The following is a 17183-nucleotide window of genomic DNA, read 5'->3' as shown; positions in this document are numbered from 1 at the left end:
AAGACGATGAAAAAAATATTTAATAAACTATCTATAATTTTCTTTGCTACACTAGTTTTTGCTTGTAGCAGTGAGGATGAATTAATAGAGGATTGGATTGCCGTAAATGAGGTGGAAAGTCCTACTCCTGGCACTTCTGGAGATTTGGATCTCTCCAGCTATGTTGCAATAGGTAACTCATTATCTGCAGGATATGCGGATGGAGCACTTTATAATCAAGGTCAGGAAAATAGCTTCCCTAATCTCTTAGCTGGTCAGTTTGCGATGGTTGGCGGAGGCGATTTCAACCAACCAGATATCAATTCAGAAAACGGATTTAATTCTACTTTTTCAGATGTTGGAAGTGGAGTGATTGCAGGACGTACCGTGCTGGATTTGTCTTTACAAGCACCAGTACCTACTTCCGGTGAATTAATCGCCGCTTATTCTGGTGATAAAACTACTCTTGGGAATTTTGGAGTACCAGGGCTTAAACTTGCTGATCTCGAAACTGCTGGTTATGGTTTTCCAGACGTAGGTAATCCTTACTTTACGAGATTTGCTGTAGACCCAAATACTTCTAGTGTATTAGGTGATGCACTTGCTGTAGATCGCACTTTTTTCACCTTATGGTTAGGAGCTAATGACTATTTAGGATATGCACTTGCAGGTGGACAAGGAACTGAGCCGCTTACGGCATATTCTTCCACTGATTTTGCTACTGATTTAGGCTCAGCATTAACGCAACTAACAGCCAATGGCTCAGAAGGTGTGGTGATTGATTTACCACCTGTGGTGACTTTACCATTCTTTCAAGCGGTTACTTGGGATGCAATTGAATTAGATGCCGCTACAGCATCTCAATTGAATGATGGTCTGGCAGCTGTCAATACAGCATTGCAGGGGACTCTGAGTGCCGGATATAGTGATAGTGATGATATTACTCGTAGACTTATATCTTATTCTGAAGGAGATAACCCAATTCTTGTTCACGATGAAGAATTAGTGGATTTGGAGCCTTATTTTGATAATCTGGAGGCAGGAATGGCAATCACAGCTCAAGAAAGAGCGGCTTTAGTTCCTTACGAACAATCCAGACCACTTGTAGCTGGTGAACTGGTTCTCTTAAGTGCGGGTGCTGTCTTAGGTACAGAGGCAGATGGTGACGATAGTGTAGAAGATACTCCCATAGGAGTGGTTATTCCTCTCGGATTTTCATTTACAGAAGCGGCTAACGGAGATCAATACTTTTTGAATGCTGCTGAACAGGCAGCTATAGTAACAGCAAGAGCTACATATAACGGAGCTATTTCAGCAACAGTAGCTAGTCTAAACGATGCAGGAGCTGATATAGCACTCGTAACTGTACAGCCACTCTTTGTTGATATGTTAGGTCTGGATGCGGCTACTGCAGCTGCGTTGGCATTACCAACTGGTTCAGCTGATGGAGTGAAAGGAATTGAGGTGGATGGAGTAACGTTAACTCCTGATTTTGCTCCAAATGGAGTATTTTCTACCGATGGTGTCCATCCAAATCCAAGAGGACATGCCATTGTGGCCAACGAAATTATTGCTACTATCAATGCACGTTGGAATGCAAGTATTCCAACAATAAGTGTATTGGAGAAACTTGGAGTGACATTTCAAGAGTAATCTTTTAGAATCTCAAAATATAAACCCCATGCTTAGCGTGGGGTTTTTTATTTCATAGTATTTTTAAACTATGTCCGAGCCACAGTTCAAGCACTTTCCACAATTAAGACAAAAGCTATTTGTGGTAGTTTTTGGTACAGAGACCAGAGCAGGTAAGTTGTTTGATATCATTCTACTCTGGGCAATAGTATTAAGTGTACTCAGCGTCATGCTTGAGAGTGTCAAGGAGTTTCGCGAGACCTATGATACCATTTTCTTTGTTTCTGAGTGGTTGTTCACCATCTTGTTTACAGTCGAATATTTGCTGCGTATATTTATTACAGCCCAGCCTAAAAAGTATATTTTTAGCTTTTTTGGAATCGTAGACTTGCTGGCCACATTACCTACTTATCTCACACTATTTATGGTAGGAGGGAGCTACTTAGTGGTAATTCGATCTCTTCGACTCTTACGAATCTTTAGAATCCTCAAATTAGGAAGATACCTGCGGGAAGCCTCTGTCTTATCCAATGCTTTAGCAGCGAGTAGGTATAAGATATTTGTTTTTCTTGGGGCTGTTTTTACACTGGCAATGATCATGGGCACGCTCATGTACATGATTGAGGGAGGAGAGAGTGGCTTCACCAGTATTCCCAGGAGTATTTATTGGGCTATTGTAACGATTACAACTGTGGGATACGGGGATATAGCTCCTCAGACTGTGCTGGGACAGGCATTTGCATCCATGCTGATGCTCATGGGGTATGCGATTATTGCAGTACCAACTGGAATTGTTACTTCCGAAATCGCTCAAGCAGAAAAAAATCAGCGAAAAACTGAATCCTCAGGAAAGGAATGTGTTGCCTGTGGGAAAAAGGGTCATGATCATGATGCAATTTTCTGTAAAAATTGCTCCGCAAAGCTCTAGGCCGATGCTTTACCTCTAAAAGTCCTGATCACCAACCAAATGATCACCACTGTGAAAGTGACGATCAAAAAGAAATTTGATGCGTCTGAGATAGTAAGTGAATCCACCCATTCAGTGAATTTCATCGATTCGTTTTCTTCCATTCCTTTTTTGGCATAAATATAGCAAGCTAATAGCTAATCTATGTATTGAGTTTTGTAACTTAGTTATTTAAAATTGGATTTATCTATGAAGACGGCACTTATAATAATTCTTTTTTCTCTGTTTCAAACACAGGTGACTGTTGTTAAGAATAATGGAGATCAGGTTGTTTTGAAAAACATTAAAGTATACCAGAGTGAAGGTCAATCTTCATCAGATGCATTGATATATTCATATCGCGGCGAGGACTCAAATATTTCTTTTAAAGAGGTGAAACGAATTAGTGTGAAAGAGACACTTCAGAAGAAAAAAGGAGTAACTACCTATCGGGTTATCTTGGTGAAGAGCAATAATGACAAGCTTGAAGTGGATATTGATCTTATAAAACTGGAAGGAACAAATGAAAATGGAAAGGTTGAATCAATGAACCTTAGTTCTGTAGATAAGATTTCGTTTTAGTCCGGTTAATTCTATATTTGCGAACCCAAAATTGCACTCGTAGTTCAACTGGATAGAATACCAGATTTCGGCTCTGGGGGTTGAGGGTTCGAATCCTTCCGAGTGCACAAAATAAAAGCCCTCTCATTTTTGAGAGGGCTTCTTTATTAGCGGTGATTGTATATTTCTTCTATTTAGCTCAGCATGACAAGCAAAACAACCACCGTTAATACAGATAAAAAGAATCTTACGTAACTCATATCGATTTCATTTTGTTGTCATGGATATGTCCACTCAAAACTTAAATACCCCCAATTGATTCTTTGAATAGCACAATTATTTCGATAAAGTAAGGGTGTACAATCGACGACCATCTCTGAAAAAGGAGCTGATTTGATGTTGATCTGAAGAGCTATCTTCTATGGTCCATACCTGCCTGCTGTTATCTATCTCAACATGTAGTTGTGTTTCCGAATCATCCATATACCATACACCCATTATTCCAGGAGGATCGGTAGGATCGCACTTTGTTGCCCCTTCGTTAATCTCGTAAGTACCATTTGGATAGTATGTTATGAAATTATCAGTCACACATTTGTGTGGAGTTACTGTTCCAAGATCAATTTCAATTCTTTCAATCTGATAGGTTTTGCCAAACTCGCTTGTTCCTGCGATCAGTTCAGCTTTTGAAATGGGACCAGGACCATTGTCAAAACAGCTAAATAAAACTAGTGTGAGGAGGGTTAAACGTAAAAAAGCCATAGTTGAGTGATTTACAACTATGGCAAGCTTTTTACAATTGACCCCTAAAAGGTCAAATAACGTGAATTCTTAAGAAAGAACTTCCTTCACTTTCTCTGCAGCATCTTTCAATACAATCGCAGAAGTTACTTTAAGCCCCGAGTCTTCAATTATTTTAGCACCTTCCTCAGCGTTGGTTCCTTGCAGTCTCACAATGATCGGAACTTTGATGTCGCCGATATTCTTGTAAGCTTCTACCACACCATTGGCTACTCGATCGCATCTAACAATACCTCCGAAAATATTGATTAGGATTGCCTTTACATTTGGATCCTTTAGGATAATCCTAAAGCCAGCTTCCACAGTCTGAGCATTTGCTCCACCCCCTACATCCAGGAAGTTTGCAGGCTCACCACCTGATAGCTTAATGATGTCCATAGTTGCCATGGCCAGACCTGCACCATTCACCATACAACCTACGTTTCCATCCAGCTTTACATAGTTAAGCCCTGACTTTCCAGCCTCTACCTCCAAAGGATCTTCTTCGGTCAAGTCTCTTAGCTCTGCAATGTTTTTATGTCTGTAAAGAGCATTGTCGTCAATGTTCACTTTCGCGTCTACAGCTAGGATTTTATTATCTGACGTCTTCAACACAGGGTTGATTTCGAACTGTGATGCATCAGTTGCTTCATAAGCTTTGTATAAAGCAAAGATGAACTTCACCATTCCTTTGAATGCTTCTCCTTCAAGACCCAAAGCGAATGCTACTTTTCTAGCCTGAAATCCTTGTAGTCCAACAGCCGGATCGATCCACTCTTTTACGATTTTGTCCGGAGTTTCCTCAGCTACTGTTTCAATATCCATTCCACCTTCAGTGGAGGCCATGATTACATTTTTACCAGTGCCTCTGTCTAATAGAATAGACAAGTAATATTCTTTTGGATCAGATTCACCCGGATAATATACATCCTGAGCAATAAGAACCTTGTTTACTTTTTTACCTTCCGGCCCTGTCTGATGGGTTACTAGGGTTCCACCAAGAATATCTTTCGCTTTTGGTGCTACTTCATCAAGGCTTTTGGCCAATACCACGCCATTTGATCCAGTTTCGCTCACTTTACCTTTTCCTCTACCACCTGCATGAATCTGAGCCTTAATAACGTACCATTCAGTACCGGTTTCACGGTTTAGTTCTTTTGCTGCTTCTACTGCTTTGTCGGGCGTATCTGCAACTACACCTTCCTGTATAGTAACACCGTATGATTTAAGAATTTCTTTGGCTTGGTATTCGTGAATGTTCATGGAAATAAATTTTTTGCGAAGCTAAATCATTGAGCACGTATAACCAAGATAGAAGGCACTCGATTGGCTCATTTCTGACGGATAGGCATATCTTTGCCGCCATGCTAAAAGCTGAGGGTATCCATAAATCTTACAACGGACTTAATGTTTTAAAAGGCATTGACCTGTCTATCAAAGAGAGTGAAGTGGTGAGTATAGTGGGCTCTTCCGGGGCAGGAAAGAGTACGCTTCTTCATATCCTTGGTACACTGGATAAACCTGATAAAGGAGGGGTGTACTTTGGTGACAAAGAAGTATCCTCACTGAGTCAAAAGAGACTGTCGCAATTTAGAAATGAGCAAATAGGATTCATTTTTCAGTTTCATAATTTATTCCCGGAGTTTACGGCAATTGAGAATGTTTGTATACCAGCATATATAAGAGGAGTCAAAGGTGCTGAGAAAAGGGCAACAGAGTTGCTTAAAATTCTTGGACTTCTTGATCGTAAAGATCACAAACCTTCTGAACTGTCAGGTGGTGAGCAGCAGCGTGTTTCAGTTGCAAGAGCCCTTATCAATGATCCTTCAATCGTATTTGCCGATGAACCAAGCGGCAACCTTGATTCTCAAAGTGCGGATGACTTGCACAATCTTTTTTTTGATTTGAGAAACAAAATGGGGCAAACTTTTGTCATAGTCACTCACAACATGGAATTGGCTGGTATGGCGGATCGAAAGCTGGAAATTAAGGACGGAATTATAACTTCTTGAGTATTTGAGTCAGGGAGTTAGATACATGCTTTTTGCCTCATTCACTTTCACTTTGATGAAGGTCTGTGTGAAGTTGGTTCCGCACATTCCGGCTATAGAGATCATCTTGTTCAGGTCTGCTATCTCTCTTGTGATCAGTCTGCTTTTTCTTTCGCATCAAAAAGTCAATATCTGGGGAAACAACAAGCCCGTGCTGATTGGTAGGGGGGTGGCTGGGGCAATTGCATTGGTTATTTACTTTAGTCTATTACAACAAATTCCACTAGCAACTGCCTCAACACTGCAATATCTCGCTCCGATTTTTACTGCAGTACTCGGGATATTTTTAGTGGGTGAAAAAGTGAAAAACATTCAATGGCTATTCTTCGCTATGAGCTTTGCCGGAATTTTGGTTATTCAAGGGTTTGATCCACGGATTTCATTTATTCATGTGGTGATGGGGATCACCGCCTCGCTCTTCATGGGGCTGGCATATAATTTCATAAGGAAGCTTAAAACGAGTGAGCATCCTCTTGTTATCATTTTTTACTTCCCACTGATCATGCTCCCAATATCTGGAGTATGGAGTTCTTTTGTGTGGGTGCAGCCTCAGGGCAATGACTGGATTGTCTTGGTTTTAGTTGGTGTTACCACCCAAATCGCCCAATTCCTGATGACCAAGGCCTACCAGAAAGAAGAACTTAACAAGGTTTCTATTTTGACCTATATAGGAATTATCTACTCACTAGCCTTTGGTTTTTTCATATTTGATGAGACCTACAACCTTGTCACCTATGGAGGGATGGCATTGGTATTGTCTGGGGTAATATTGAATGTGATTTGGAAACGAAGCTAGCCTTGATTTTGACTAGTTCTTCAATTTTATTTGCAGTCCAAAATAACTAAACACAGAATGGGAAGAGCGTTTGAATATCGGCGTGCAGCTAAAGAAAAGCGATGGGATAAGATGAGTAAAGTCTTTCCTAAGTTGGCCAAGGCAATTACTGTGGCAGCCAGAGATGGGGGCATGGATCCGGAAATGAATCCCAAACTCCGTACGGCAATTCAAAATGCCAAGGCTGAAAACATGCCGAAGGATAACATTGAAAATGCCATCAAACGCGCTGCAGGTAAGGACATAGATGAAATATCAGAAGTAACCTATGAAGGAAAAGGACCTCATGGTGTTTTGGTTTTCGTTGAGTGTGCTACTGACAATACCACCAGGACGGTCGCCAATGTTAAGTCCTACTTCAATAAGGCAGGAGGGAGCTTTGTTCCGAATGGCTCACTCGAATTTATGTTTGATCGGAAGGCTGTTTTCGAGTTTGAGAAAACAGAAGGTATGGATATCGAGGAGCTAGAGCTTTCACTCATAGACGGTGGACTTGAAGAGATAGAGGAAAGTGATGGAATGATCTATGCCTATGCCGATTATACTCAATTCGGAGAAATGAGCAAGGTGCTTGAGGATTTGAATATTGAGGTGAAAAAGGCCAACCTAAAGCGGATTTCCAATAATCCAGTAGAGTTTACTGATGAGGAGCTTGAAGAGATAGAAAAGATGCTCGATAAGATTGAGGATGACGATGATGTACAGGCGGTATATACCAACATCGCTTAGTTGAGGTGTTAAATGTAAGGCATAAAAAAAGGGAGCAGATGCTCCCTTTTTAGTTTTAAGATATTTCCTTCTTAAGCAATCTTGCTAATCAAGTCTGCTGCTCTTGCTGAGTATCCAGCTTCATTATCATACCAACCAACTACTTTTACTAGATTCCCTTGGCAAGAAGTCAATTTAGCATCAAAGATGTTTGAGTGAGGATTGCCAACGATATCAATCGAAACGATTGGATCTTCGGTGTATTCAAGAATTCCTTTCATAGGACCTTCAGCAGCTGCCTTCATCGCAGCATTCACCTCTTCAGCTGTTACATCTTTCTTTACCACCACGGTAAGATCAGTCAAAGAACCGGTAGGGGTAGGAACTCGCATAGCGATACCATCCAGTTTTCCGTTTAGGTGAGGCAGTACCAATCCAACAGCTTTTGCTGCTCCTGTAGAGGTTGGGATTATAGAAACCGCACCAGCTCTTGCTCTTCTTAGATCTTTGTGAGGAGCATCCTGGATTCTTTGATCAGATGTATAGGCGTGTACTGTGGTGATGTATCCTTTCTCGATTCCAAAAGCATCATCCAAAACTTTTGCCATTGGTGCAAGGCAATTGGTTGTACATGATGCATTTGAAAGAATGGTTTCATCACCGGTTAGAGTATCTTCATTTACACCAAGTACTACCGTAGGAATGTTCCCCTTTGCAGGTGCTGAGATAACTACCTTTTTTGCGCCAGCCTGAAGGTGTCCGCCAGCTCCAGCCTCGTCAACGAAGAAGCCAGTAGACTCAAGAACGATCTCAACTCCAAGTTTACTCCAAGGAAGGTTTTTTGGATCACGCTCAGCAGTCACTGGGATTGCTTTTCCGTTTACAATAATATTTTTGTCATCTGCTTCTACGGTACCTGGAAATCTTCCATGGTTTGAATCGTATTTTAGCAGGTGAGCTAATGTGTGAGTATCAGTAAGGTCATTGATGGCCACTACTTCTACATTGTCTTTTTCAAGGAGAGCACGAAAGCTTAAACGTCCGATTCTTCCAAATCCATTGATACCAATTTTCGTTGACATGTGATCTTGCTTTGATTTTGAAGGTGCAAAAGTAAAACCACTTTTTGAGGTAATCAATTTTAATTCTAAAAGCTCCTTTTAGGATGTAAACAGAACCTTTCATATTAAAAAGTTTCATTCTGTATTGACTTATGACTATCATGCGTTTTCTAAAAAAAACCTATCGTTTAAAATGAAAAATTTTAAGAACCTGTCTATTATGCTTCTTACCATAGTGACTTTAATGTCATCATGTACATCAGGAAGCAACACGAGTAGTGATGAGCTATCTCTTGAATATGAAAAGTTTACTCTTGATAATGGACTTGATGTAGTTCTACATCAAGATGATTCTGATCCGATTGTTGCTGTATCTATCTTAGTTCATGTTGGATCGAACAGAGAAAAACCTGGAAGAACTGGCTTTGCACATTTCTTTGAGCACATGCTTTTTCAGCGTTCTGAGAATGTACCTGATGGAGGATTTTTTAAAAATATCAACGAGTGGGGAGGAACATTCAATGGAGGTACATGGACTGATGGTACTATTTATTATGAAGTTGTACCCAAAGATGCGTTGGAAAAAGTACTTTGGATGGAATCGGATAGAATGGGATTTTTTATCAATGCTGTTTCTCTTGCTAGTCTAGAAGGAGAAAAACCTGTCGTTCAAAACGAGAAAAGACAAAGGGTGGATAATCAGCCCTATGGACATACACAGAGCGTGATATTGAAGGCAATGTACCCTGAAGGACATCCTTATAACTGGACGGTTATTGGAGAGTTGGAAGATTTGCAGAATGCTACGCTTGAAGATGTGAAGGAGTTTTATGAGCAATGGTACGGACCAAACAATGCAACTTTAGTAATCGCGGGAGATATCAACAAAGACGAAGTGAAAGAACTTGTAAATAAATACTTCGGTGAGATTCCTTCAAGAGGTATTGATACACCGATGGATCCCCAGCCAGTTTCTCTAAATGAAACAAAGACCTTTTACTATGAAGACAACTTTGCTCAATTGCCTGAGCTAAGGATGACCTATCCAACTGTAGAACAGTATCACCCAGATCAGTGGGCATTGGATGTTTTAGGTCAAATTTTGGATGACGGAAAACGAGCACCGCTTTATAAGGCTATCGTAGAGGAAGCAAAGGTAGCTCCTGATGTATCCACCTATAATAGCTCTAATGAGCTAGCAGGAACATTTACAATAAGAGTGAGAGCTAATGCAGGAACTGACCTAGATTCTGTAAGAACAGTAATCAATCAAACATTCGAGAAGTTTGACAAAGAAGGCTTTGATATCAAGGATCTTGAAAGAATAAAAGCAGGCCTTGAAACTAATTTTTATAATGGAATAAGTAGTGTCCTTGGAAAAGCATTTCAGCTAGCTAGCTACAATGAATATGCTGGAGATCCGGGCTTCATTGAAAAAGATATAGCCAATATTAAAGCTGTAACACAGGAAGACGTGATGAGGGTGTTTAGGAAGTACATTCTCGATAAAAATCATATTGTGACAAACTTTGTACCTAAAGGAGCTGCTGACCTTGCAATAGAAGGGGCAGCAATGGCTGATATCAAAGAAGAAGGCATCAATGAATTCGGGCAAAGTGAAGTAATTGAGGAAGAAGGAGATTTTATCATAGTTAAAACGGAATCTTCGTTTGATAGATCTATAGAGCCTGCATTTGGTGAGGAGCCTTTGGTTACTCCACCAACAATATGGACAGCCCAGACAGAGAATGGAATAGATGTTTATGGTGTTGAAGCCAATGAGCTTCCGCTTGTCAACTTTTCTATGCGAATAATGGGAGGCCATTATCTGGATGATATCAATAAGGTGGGAGTAGCCAACCTTATGACTGACATTATGATGGAGGGGACGGCAAATAAAACCCCAGAAGAACTAGAGGATGCTATCGGTCAACTGGGAGCCAACCTGAACATGTTTACTTCTGATGAGTATATACAGGTATCAGGAAACTGCCTATCCAGAAACTTTGAGGCAACAATGGAGCTTGTGCAGGAAATTTTGCTGGAGCCAAGATGGGATGAGAAAGAGTTTGATCGAATTATAAATCAGACACTTCAATCCATTAAGCAGCGTGAAACGAATCCTAATTCCATTGCCACGGTGGTTATGGACAGAAAACTATATGGAGAAGATCATATCTTGGGGCATCCATCCATTGGCTATGAGGATCATGTTAGTAGCATAACTATCGATGATCTAAAGTCATTCTATGATAAGTATTTTGTACCAAATGTGACCAACTATCATGTTGCAGGAAATGTCAGTAAGGATAGAGCGATTAAGGCTTTAGGAAGGTTAAGCAATGAGTGGGAGCAGAAAGAGGTAACTATGCCATCATACGATGTTCCACCAGTGCCTAGTGAGCCAGAAGTATACTTTGTAGATGTTCCAAATGCCAAGCAATCTGTCATTAGAATTTCCCGATTAACAGTGCCGGCAGATGATCCGATTTATAATGAGATCATGGTGGCTAATGATCGGCTTGGTGATGGATCATCAGGTAGGCTATTCCAAATCCTAAGAGAAGAAAAGCAATATACGTATGGAGCATACTCCTTCCCAGGTAGAAACTCGATGACTCCCGGAACTTTCACTGCATTTTCAAGTGTAAAATCTTCTACCACAAAAGATGCACTGGATACGTTTAAAGACGTTATCGGAAATTATTCAGACACTTATACTGAGGAAGATCTTACCAAGACCAAAACTTCAATGATCAAGGAGAACGCAAGGAACTTCGAGACATTATTTAATCTTCTTGGAATCTTGCACAATATCAGCACTTATGGACTTCCTCAGAATTATATAGATCAGGAACAGCAGGCAGTGACTAGTGCTACGATTGAAAGCATTCAATCAACTGCTGATGAATACTTTGATTTAAGCAAGTATATTTTTGTGATTGTAGGGGATAAAGCAACTCAATATGATAAGCTTAGAGTTGATGGTCCTGGCGACCCAGTCCTTGTGGATAAATATGGAAATGAAGTAGGAGTAATGTAAAATCTTGCTTTAATTTATGAACTTGAAACCCGTTTAGTACTCACTAAACGGGTTTTTCTTTGCGTTTAGGTTTATAGCGTTTAGGTATGTTTGAAAATTTGAAATTCTTGTTACCTCTTGAAGAAACTCGATTTGAGGAATGGTTGGAAGCTGGGAGAAAGAGTAAACTAAGTTATACTCTGTTAGTTGTTCTTTGGGATGAAATGGAGAAAGATTATCGTCCAGTTTACTTAACTGATAGAAACGATCTTGAAAAGTATCAGGATGATAGGGGTAATATTAGTGATGTTTTTGTAGCGGCTTATGATCTATATAGCGAGTCCAAGATCGTGTGAATTCTATAGGACAAGAATCGCTTCAAATAAAAAAAGCAACCTAATTAAGGTTGCTTTTTTTGAGGCGCTGAGCGGATTCGAACCGCTGTAAAAGGTTTTGCAGACCTCTGCCTAGCCACTCGGCCACAGCGCCTATTAATGATGGCAAAACTATAAAAAACAAGTCATCCGCCAGCAGGCAGACGACTTGTGTTTTTAAATTTTACTTCTCTTCTTTCTTAGCTTTTGCTTTAGGAGCTGCTTTCTTTTTCTCAGCAGTAGCTCCACCTTCCATTTTGTCTTTCAAAGCAGAAAGAGCATCCAGGTCACCAAGCGTAGACTTCTCAACTTCTTTGTTGATCTTATCTAGCGTGTTTCCTTTCTTGCCACCGCCAGACTTCTTAGCTGAAGTTTCTTTTGGTTGTTCTGCTTCTTTGTCCCAAATAGAAGAGTGAGAAAGAACGATTCGCTTGTCATCCTTAGAGAACTCCAGTACTTTGAACTCCAAAGTTTCTCCTTCTGTAGCTGTAGTTCCGTCTTCTTTCTTCAAGTTCTTAGGTATTACCTGTCCTTCAAGACCATATGGAAGTTCAACGGTTGCAGCTTTATCAGATACGCTTGTAATCGTGCACTTATGAGTAGATCCTTTTGTAAATACAGTTTCGAACGTATCCCAAGGATTTTCTTCAAGGTGCTTGTGGCTAAGTGCCAGTCTTCTGTTCTCAATGTCCAGTTCCATCACTTTCACCTCCAGCTCATCTCCAACTTTCACGAATTCAGAAGGGTGCTTGATCTTCTTAGTCCAAGACAAATCAGAAACGTGAACCAAACCATCGATTCCTTCTTCAAGCTCGATAAACAAGCCGAAGTTAGTAAGGTTACGCACGGTTCCTTTATGCTCAGTACCAATTGCATAGTTGGTAAGAACGTCTTGCTTAGTCCATGGATCTTCAGTAAGCTGCTTGATACCAACAGACATTTTTCTTTCTTCTCTATCGATAGTCAATACCACCGCTTCTATCTCGTCACCAACGTTGATGAAATCAGATGGATTTCTCAGGTGCTGAGACCATGACATTTCAGAAACGTGGATCAAGCCTTCAACTCCAGGGATGATTTCAAGGAATGCACCGTAATCAGCAACATTCACAATCTTACCTTTCACTTTAGATCCTACATCGATATCCTTGTCAAGTGAATCCCAAGGGTGATCAGTAAGCTGCTTCATACCCAAAGAAATTCGTTGCTTGTTGTCGTCGAAATCCAACACTACAACATTTACTTTCTCGTCTAGTGAAAGTACTTCTTCAGGGTGGTTGATTCTACCCCAGCTGATGTCAGTAATGTGAAGAAGACCGTCAACACCTCCAAGGTCGATGAATACACCGAAGTTGGTCATGTTCTTAATAACTCCTTCAAGTACCTGACCTTTCTCAAGGTTGTTAAGGATTTCAGCTTTTTGCTGCTCAAGATCCTTCTCGATAAGTACTTTGTGAGAGACTACCACGTTATCATTCGTGTAGTTGATTTTCACAACTTTCACCTCCATTGACTTTCCTACGAATATGTCAAAGTCTCTGATTGGCTTAACGTCAATTTGTGATCCTGGAAGGAAGGCTTCTACTCCATATACGTCTACGATCAAACCACCTTTGGTTCTTCTCTTCACGAAACCTTCTATTACTTCATCGTTATCAAGGGCACCCTGAATAGATTCCCATGCTTTAACGATTTTTGCTTTTCTTCTTGAAAGAACTAGCTGCCCGTTTGCATTCTCCTGCTCTTCAATGAAAACCTGAACCTCGTCACCAGCTTTCAAATTTGGCATATCTCTGAATTCTGATAGAGATACCAGACCATCAGATTTAAAACCAATGTTCACAATCACTTCCCTGTCTGTAACACCTACAACTGTTCCAGTGATTAGTTCTTTTTCTGTGATTTCAGTAAGCGTGTCTTCATAAAGCTTTTCCATTGCTTTACGATCTGCTTCTGAGTACTCATCATCGAAACCATCATCGTCGAAATCAAAAGCGCCTGCAGGCTCAATTTCCGGAACAGCTACTTTAGCCGGCTTTTCAGCTTTAGCTTCCTTCTTTTCGGCTTTAGGCTCTTCAGGAGCGGCCTCTACTTTCTCTGCTTCTTTTGGCTCTGCCTTAGGAGCTTCTTTCTTCTCAGCCTTTTCTTTGGTTTCCTTTTTTGCAGTTGTTTTAGAAGCTTTCTTTTCTTCCTTCACTTCTTTTTCGTCTGCTTTTTTTGTTGCCGCTTTAGTGGTTGTCTTCTTAGCAGCAGGTGCTTTTGCTTTGGTTTCTTTTTCCTCAGCTTTAGCAGTTTCTTCTTTCTTTGCCATAATAAAAAATGACTCCTATTCGGTACACTGTGTCAGTTGGAGTCAGCACCGACCAGCATTTTGTTTAACAATCTTCCAGCATACGCCAGAATGTTCCATTTTGGAACGGAGCGCAAATTTAGGGAAATTGATTTATAAAACCATCTATACGATTAACTTTAGGCTTTATTCTCAACCTCATCAGAAACATGAAATTTTTAAAACTATTCCTCTTAAGTCTAATCTTATTATCCTGTCAGCCAGAAGAACCAGAAATTGCTGCGGATAAGATTATCTTCAATGCAATCATCTACACTCTGGATGACAATCAGCCAACGGTGGAGGCTATCGCTATCAAGGCAGATACTTTTCTGTACGTTGGTTCACGAGAAGGTGCAAATGCCTTTAAAGGCTCAGTGACTGAAGAGTTGGATTTGCAGGGAAAAACTGTAGTACCCGGTTTGATTGAAGGTCACGCCCATATCATGGGGGTAGGGTATAATCTCGTGAATCTTGACTTGATGGAAACCAAGAGTTATCAGGAAGTGGTGGACATGGTGGTGGAACGTGCGAAAAGCACACCGGAAGGTACCTGGATTTTGGGCAGAGGCTGGCATCAGGATAAATGGACCGAGCAGCCGGAACTTACCAATGGTTTTCCAACTCATGATTTGCTAAGCGAGGCAGTTCCCAACCATCCTGTTTACCTGAAGCATGCCAGTGGCCATGCCGCACTTGCCAATGCAAAGGCAATGGAGATAGCTGGGGTGAACGCTGATACGCCACAACCGGATGGAGGGGAGATTTTTAAAAGATTGGATAATCAGCCAACGGGAATATTTAATGAAACAGCTCAGGGGATCATAGGTAAAGCTATACCAAAGGAGACCAGAGAAAGTGACAGTCAGGCATTAAGGCTTGCGCTACAAGAGTGCTTTAAGAATGGAATTACAGGGTTTCACACGGCGGGTGAAGATCAGGAACGAATCGACTTGTTTAAAAGCTTCGCGGAGAAGAATGAATTGAAGTTGCGTCTCTATGTAATGTTGACAGGCAGAGATGAAAAGCTACTCGACGACTATTTCTCAAATGGAATTGAACACAATCTCTACAATGGTCAACTTTCTGTTCGCTCTGTGAAGTTGTATGTAGATGGAGCGCTGGGTTCAAGAGGAGCGTGGTTGCTAGAGGAGTATTCAGATGCACCGGGCGTCCATGGCCACAATACCATGCCGATGGACGAGATGGAGGAGATAACGGCAAGAGCCTATAAGGCAGGTTTTCAGGTATGTTCACATGCCATTGGGGATCGCGCCAATAGAGAGGTGCTGGATGTGTATGAGCGTACATTCAAACTTTACCCAGAGAGTGCACCGAAGGAGCCACGGTTTAGGATAGAACATGCACAACATTTTCACCCGGAAGATATCCCTCGATTTGCTGAGCTCGGAGTTATCCCTGCAATGCAGGCCATTCACATGTCTTCTGATCGTCCGTGGGCCATTGATCGCTTAGGCAAAGAACGGATTGAGTGGGGAGCCTATATGTGGCAGGACCTGCTACAATCTGGTACGAGAATCGTAAATGGTACTGATGCACCTGTCGAGCCAATCAACCCATTTGCCAGCTTTTATGCATCGGTAAGTAGACGAACCCTAAAAGGAACTCCTGAAGGAGGTTATGAACCGAACCAGAAAATGACTCGCGAGCAAGCGCTTCGATCTTATACGCTGGATGCTGCATATGGTGCTTTTCAGGAAGATATGAAAGGTAGCATTGAAGTTGGTAAGTGGGCAGACCTGACCATCCTGGATCGCGACATCATGACTATCCCTGAAGATGATATCCTTAATACTCAGGTAGCCATGACGGTGATTGGTGGGGAAGTTGTTTACGAGGCTGAATAATCTCATACTGCATTGATCGTACAGCAAAACGTTTCTCTCAAACCATACAACACCTTCGGGCTGGATGAAAATGCTGGCTTCTTAGCCATCGTCGATTCCATCGATGACTTGGATGAAATTTATCAGACAGGAAGGTTTCGTGGGCAAAAGAAAATGATCCTCGGTGGAGGTTCCAATGTTCTTTTTACACGGGGTTTTACTGGTGTGGTAGCAAAGAATGAAATACGAGGTATCCAAATTCAAAATGAAACGGAAGAGGACGTACTTGTCTCTGTAGGAGCGGGAGAAAACTGGCACCAGTTTGTTCTCTGGTGTGTGGAGAAAGGATACGGGGGAGTGGAAAACTTATCACTGATTCCAGGTACGGTAGGAGCCGCTCCGATGCAAAATATAGGAGCCTACGGGGTTGAACTGAAGGAGGTTTTTCACTCACTTGAAGCATATGAAATTAAAAGTGGGAAGACCGTCTCCTTCTTTAAAGAAGATTGCAAGTTTGACTACCGATATAGTATCTTCAAAGGAGAGCTTAGGGATGAGTTTGTCATTACTAAAGTGTTTTTCAAGCTTTTCAAAAAGCCAACCTTTAACATTTCCTATGGAGCCATCAAGGAAACACTTGAGCAGATGGGGGTGGGGGAGCTTACACTCAAAAATGTGAGTCAGGCGGTGATCAATATTCGTCAGTCTAAACTTCCTGACCCCATGGATATAGGCAATGCCGGTAGTTTTTTTAAGAACCCTGTTATTGAAAAGTTGCACTATGAAGCATTGGAAGCAGAGTTTGAAGACATCAAAAGCTATCCGATAGATGAAGATAAGATCAAAATACCTGCGGGCTGGTTGATTGAAAAAGCAGGCTGGAAAGGCTACCGGGATGGTGATATAGGCGTGCATGATAAGCAAGCCCTTGTCCTGGTAAATCACGGAATGGGCAGAGGCAAGGATATCTACAAACTATCCAACGAAATCATGAAATCCATCCAGGGAAAGTTTGGGATAGAACTGGAACGGGAAGTGAATGTGGTTTGAGATTGTCA

At 41.3% G+C, this 17183-nt stretch carries 15 protein-coding genes and 2 tRNA genes; 11 read left to right on the top strand and 6 right to left on the bottom strand.

Annotated features, from left to right (window positions below):
- The first annotated feature begins 6 nt into the window (after window positions 1–6).
- Both ACEQZT_RS01640 and ACEQZT_RS01635 read left to right on the top strand, forming a co-directional pair.
- Window positions 7–1632 carry a hypothetical protein gene (locus ACEQZT_RS01640; RefSeq protein ID WP_370086574.1) on the top strand — a complete coding sequence of 542 codons (1626 nt, stop codon included), beginning with the start codon at window positions 7–9 and terminating at the stop codon, window positions 1630–1632.
- Between the two features lie 70 nt (window positions 1633–1702).
- Entirely contained in the window at window positions 1703–2539 is an 837-nt protein-coding gene (locus tag ACEQZT_RS01635) for an ion transporter (RefSeq protein WP_370086572.1), read from the top strand.
- On the opposite strand, the gene ACEQZT_RS01630 is transcribed toward ACEQZT_RS01635, so the two are convergent.
- Complete coding sequence (locus tag ACEQZT_RS01630; protein WP_370086570.1) at window positions 2536–2682, bottom strand: hypothetical protein; 147 nt, start codon at window positions 2680–2682, stop codon at window positions 2536–2538. The genes ACEQZT_RS01635 and ACEQZT_RS01630 overlap by 4 nt on opposite strands.
- 85 nt (window positions 2683–2767) lie before the next feature.
- On the opposite strand from ACEQZT_RS01630, the gene ACEQZT_RS01625 reads away from it, so the two are divergent.
- Together ACEQZT_RS01625 and ACEQZT_RS01620 are read left to right on the top strand one after the other, a co-directional pair.
- Window positions 2768–3139: a hypothetical protein gene (locus ACEQZT_RS01625; protein ID WP_370086568.1), complete on the top strand. Its 372-nt coding sequence runs from the start codon at window positions 2768–2770 to the stop codon at window positions 3137–3139.
- Window positions 3140–3172: 33 nt separating this feature from the next.
- A tRNA-Arg gene (locus tag ACEQZT_RS01620) sits at window positions 3173–3246 on the top strand.
- A 208-nt stretch (window positions 3247–3454) separates the two neighbouring features.
- On the opposite strand, the gene ACEQZT_RS01615 is transcribed toward ACEQZT_RS01620, so the two are convergent.
- Window positions 3455–3880, bottom strand: a complete 426-nt coding sequence (locus ACEQZT_RS01615; RefSeq protein WP_370086566.1) for a hypothetical protein — start codon at window positions 3878–3880, stop codon at window positions 3455–3457.
- Window positions 3881–3949: 69 nt separating this feature from the next.
- Window positions 3950–5161, bottom strand: a complete 1212-nt coding sequence (gene sucC / locus ACEQZT_RS01610) for an ADP-forming succinate--CoA ligase subunit beta (RefSeq protein ID WP_370086564.1) — start codon at window positions 5159–5161, stop codon at window positions 3950–3952.
- A 101-nt stretch (window positions 5162–5262) separates the two neighbouring features.
- Between sucC and ACEQZT_RS01605 the strand changes: the two genes are divergently transcribed.
- Genes ACEQZT_RS01605 through ACEQZT_RS01595 form a run of 3 tightly spaced genes read left to right on the top strand, consistent with a single transcriptional unit; the run spans window position 5263 to window position 7513 of the window.
- Window positions 5263–5910, top strand: a complete 648-nt coding sequence (locus tag ACEQZT_RS01605; protein ID WP_370086650.1) for an ABC transporter ATP-binding protein — start codon at window positions 5263–5265, stop codon at window positions 5908–5910.
- Between the two features lie 4 nt (window positions 5911–5914).
- Window positions 5915–6745 carry a DMT family transporter gene (locus ACEQZT_RS01600; RefSeq protein ID WP_370086563.1) on the top strand — a complete coding sequence of 277 codons (831 nt, stop codon included), beginning with the start codon at window positions 5915–5917 and terminating at the stop codon, window positions 6743–6745.
- 57 nt (window positions 6746–6802) lie between these two features.
- On the top strand, window positions 6803–7513 hold the full coding sequence (locus ACEQZT_RS01595) for a YebC/PmpR family DNA-binding transcriptional regulator (RefSeq protein WP_370086561.1): 711 nt from the start codon (window positions 6803–6805) through the stop codon (window positions 7511–7513).
- A gap of 71 nt (window positions 7514–7584) precedes the next feature.
- Here the strand turns inward: ACEQZT_RS01595 and gap are convergent, their stop codons facing one another.
- Window positions 7585–8574, bottom strand: a complete 990-nt coding sequence (gene gap / locus ACEQZT_RS01590) for a type I glyceraldehyde-3-phosphate dehydrogenase (RefSeq protein ID WP_370086559.1) — start codon at window positions 8572–8574, stop codon at window positions 7585–7587.
- 172 nt (window positions 8575–8746) lie between these two features.
- On the opposite strand from gap, the gene ACEQZT_RS01585 reads away from it, so the two are divergent.
- On the top strand, window positions 8747–11596 hold the full coding sequence (locus ACEQZT_RS01585) for a M16 family metallopeptidase (protein ID WP_370086557.1): 2850 nt from the start codon (window positions 8747–8749) through the stop codon (window positions 11594–11596).
- Window positions 11597–11682: 86 nt separating this feature from the next.
- Window positions 11683–11931 (top strand): hypothetical protein, encoded by a 249-nt coding sequence (locus ACEQZT_RS01580; RefSeq protein WP_372530118.1) that lies wholly within the window; start codon window positions 11683–11685, stop codon window positions 11929–11931.
- Window positions 11932–11993: 62 nt separating this feature from the next.
- On the opposite strand, the gene ACEQZT_RS01575 is transcribed toward ACEQZT_RS01580, so the two are convergent.
- Window positions 11994–12064, bottom strand: a tRNA-Cys gene (locus tag ACEQZT_RS01575).
- 69 nt (window positions 12065–12133) lie between these two features.
- Window positions 12134–14260 (bottom strand): 30S ribosomal protein S1, encoded by a 2127-nt coding sequence (rpsA, locus tag ACEQZT_RS01570; protein ID WP_370086554.1) that lies wholly within the window; start codon window positions 14258–14260, stop codon window positions 12134–12136.
- A 188-nt stretch (window positions 14261–14448) separates the two neighbouring features.
- On the opposite strand from rpsA, the gene ACEQZT_RS01565 reads away from it, so the two are divergent.
- The gene (locus ACEQZT_RS01565; protein WP_370086552.1) at window positions 14449–16146 is read left to right on the top strand and encodes an amidohydrolase; all 1698 of its coding nucleotides are present in this window, start codon (window positions 14449–14451) and stop codon (window positions 16144–16146) included.
- 12 nt (window positions 16147–16158) lie between these two features.
- On the top strand, window positions 16159–17175 hold the full coding sequence (gene murB / locus ACEQZT_RS01560; protein ID WP_370086550.1) for a UDP-N-acetylmuramate dehydrogenase: 1017 nt from the start codon (window positions 16159–16161) through the stop codon (window positions 17173–17175).
- Window positions 17176–17183 lie beyond the last annotated feature (8 nt).

This window comes from Ekhidna sp., assembly GCF_964218185.1.
Classification (GTDB): domain Bacteria; phylum Bacteroidota; class Bacteroidia; order Cytophagales; family Cyclobacteriaceae; genus Ekhidna.
This window is presented reverse-complemented; position numbering and strand designations above follow the sequence as displayed.

Excerpts from the sequence above, each read along its gene's own strand:
- ACEQZT_RS01565 (WP_370086552.1), top strand. The coding sequence starts at position 14,449 with ATGAAATTTTTAAAACTATTCCTCTTAAGTCTAATCTTATTATCCTGT.
- gap (WP_370086559.1), bottom strand. The coding sequence starts at position 8,574 with ATGTCAACGAAAATTGGTATCAATGGATTTGGAAGAATCGGACGTTTA.
- sucC (WP_370086564.1), bottom strand. The coding sequence starts at position 5,161 with ATGAACATTCACGAATACCAAGCCAAAGAAATTCTTAAATCATACGGT.
- ACEQZT_RS01615 (WP_370086566.1), bottom strand. The coding sequence starts at position 3,880 with ATGGCTTTTTTACGTTTAACCCTCCTCACACTAGTTTTATTTAGCTGT.
- ACEQZT_RS01625 (WP_370086568.1), top strand. The coding sequence starts at position 2,768 with ATGAAGACGGCACTTATAATAATTCTTTTTTCTCTGTTTCAAACACAG.
- rpsA (WP_370086554.1), bottom strand. The coding sequence starts at position 14,260 with ATGGCAAAGAAAGAAGAAACTGCTAAAGCTGAGGAAAAAGAAACCAAA.
- ACEQZT_RS01635 (WP_370086572.1), top strand. The coding sequence starts at position 1,703 with ATGTCCGAGCCACAGTTCAAGCACTTTCCACAATTAAGACAAAAGCTA.
- ACEQZT_RS01595 (WP_370086561.1), top strand. The coding sequence starts at position 6,803 with ATGGGAAGAGCGTTTGAATATCGGCGTGCAGCTAAAGAAAAGCGATGG.
- ACEQZT_RS01585 (WP_370086557.1), top strand. The coding sequence starts at position 8,747 with ATGAAAAATTTTAAGAACCTGTCTATTATGCTTCTTACCATAGTGACT.
- ACEQZT_RS01640 (WP_370086574.1), top strand. The coding sequence starts at position 7 with ATGAAAAAAATATTTAATAAACTATCTATAATTTTCTTTGCTACACTA.
- ACEQZT_RS01580 (WP_372530118.1), top strand. The coding sequence starts at position 11,683 with ATGTTTGAAAATTTGAAATTCTTGTTACCTCTTGAAGAAACTCGATTT.
- ACEQZT_RS01605 (WP_370086650.1), top strand. The coding sequence starts at position 5,263 with ATGCTAAAAGCTGAGGGTATCCATAAATCTTACAACGGACTTAATGTT.
- ACEQZT_RS01630 (WP_370086570.1), bottom strand. The coding sequence starts at position 2,682 with ATGGAAGAAAACGAATCGATGAAATTCACTGAATGGGTGGATTCACTT.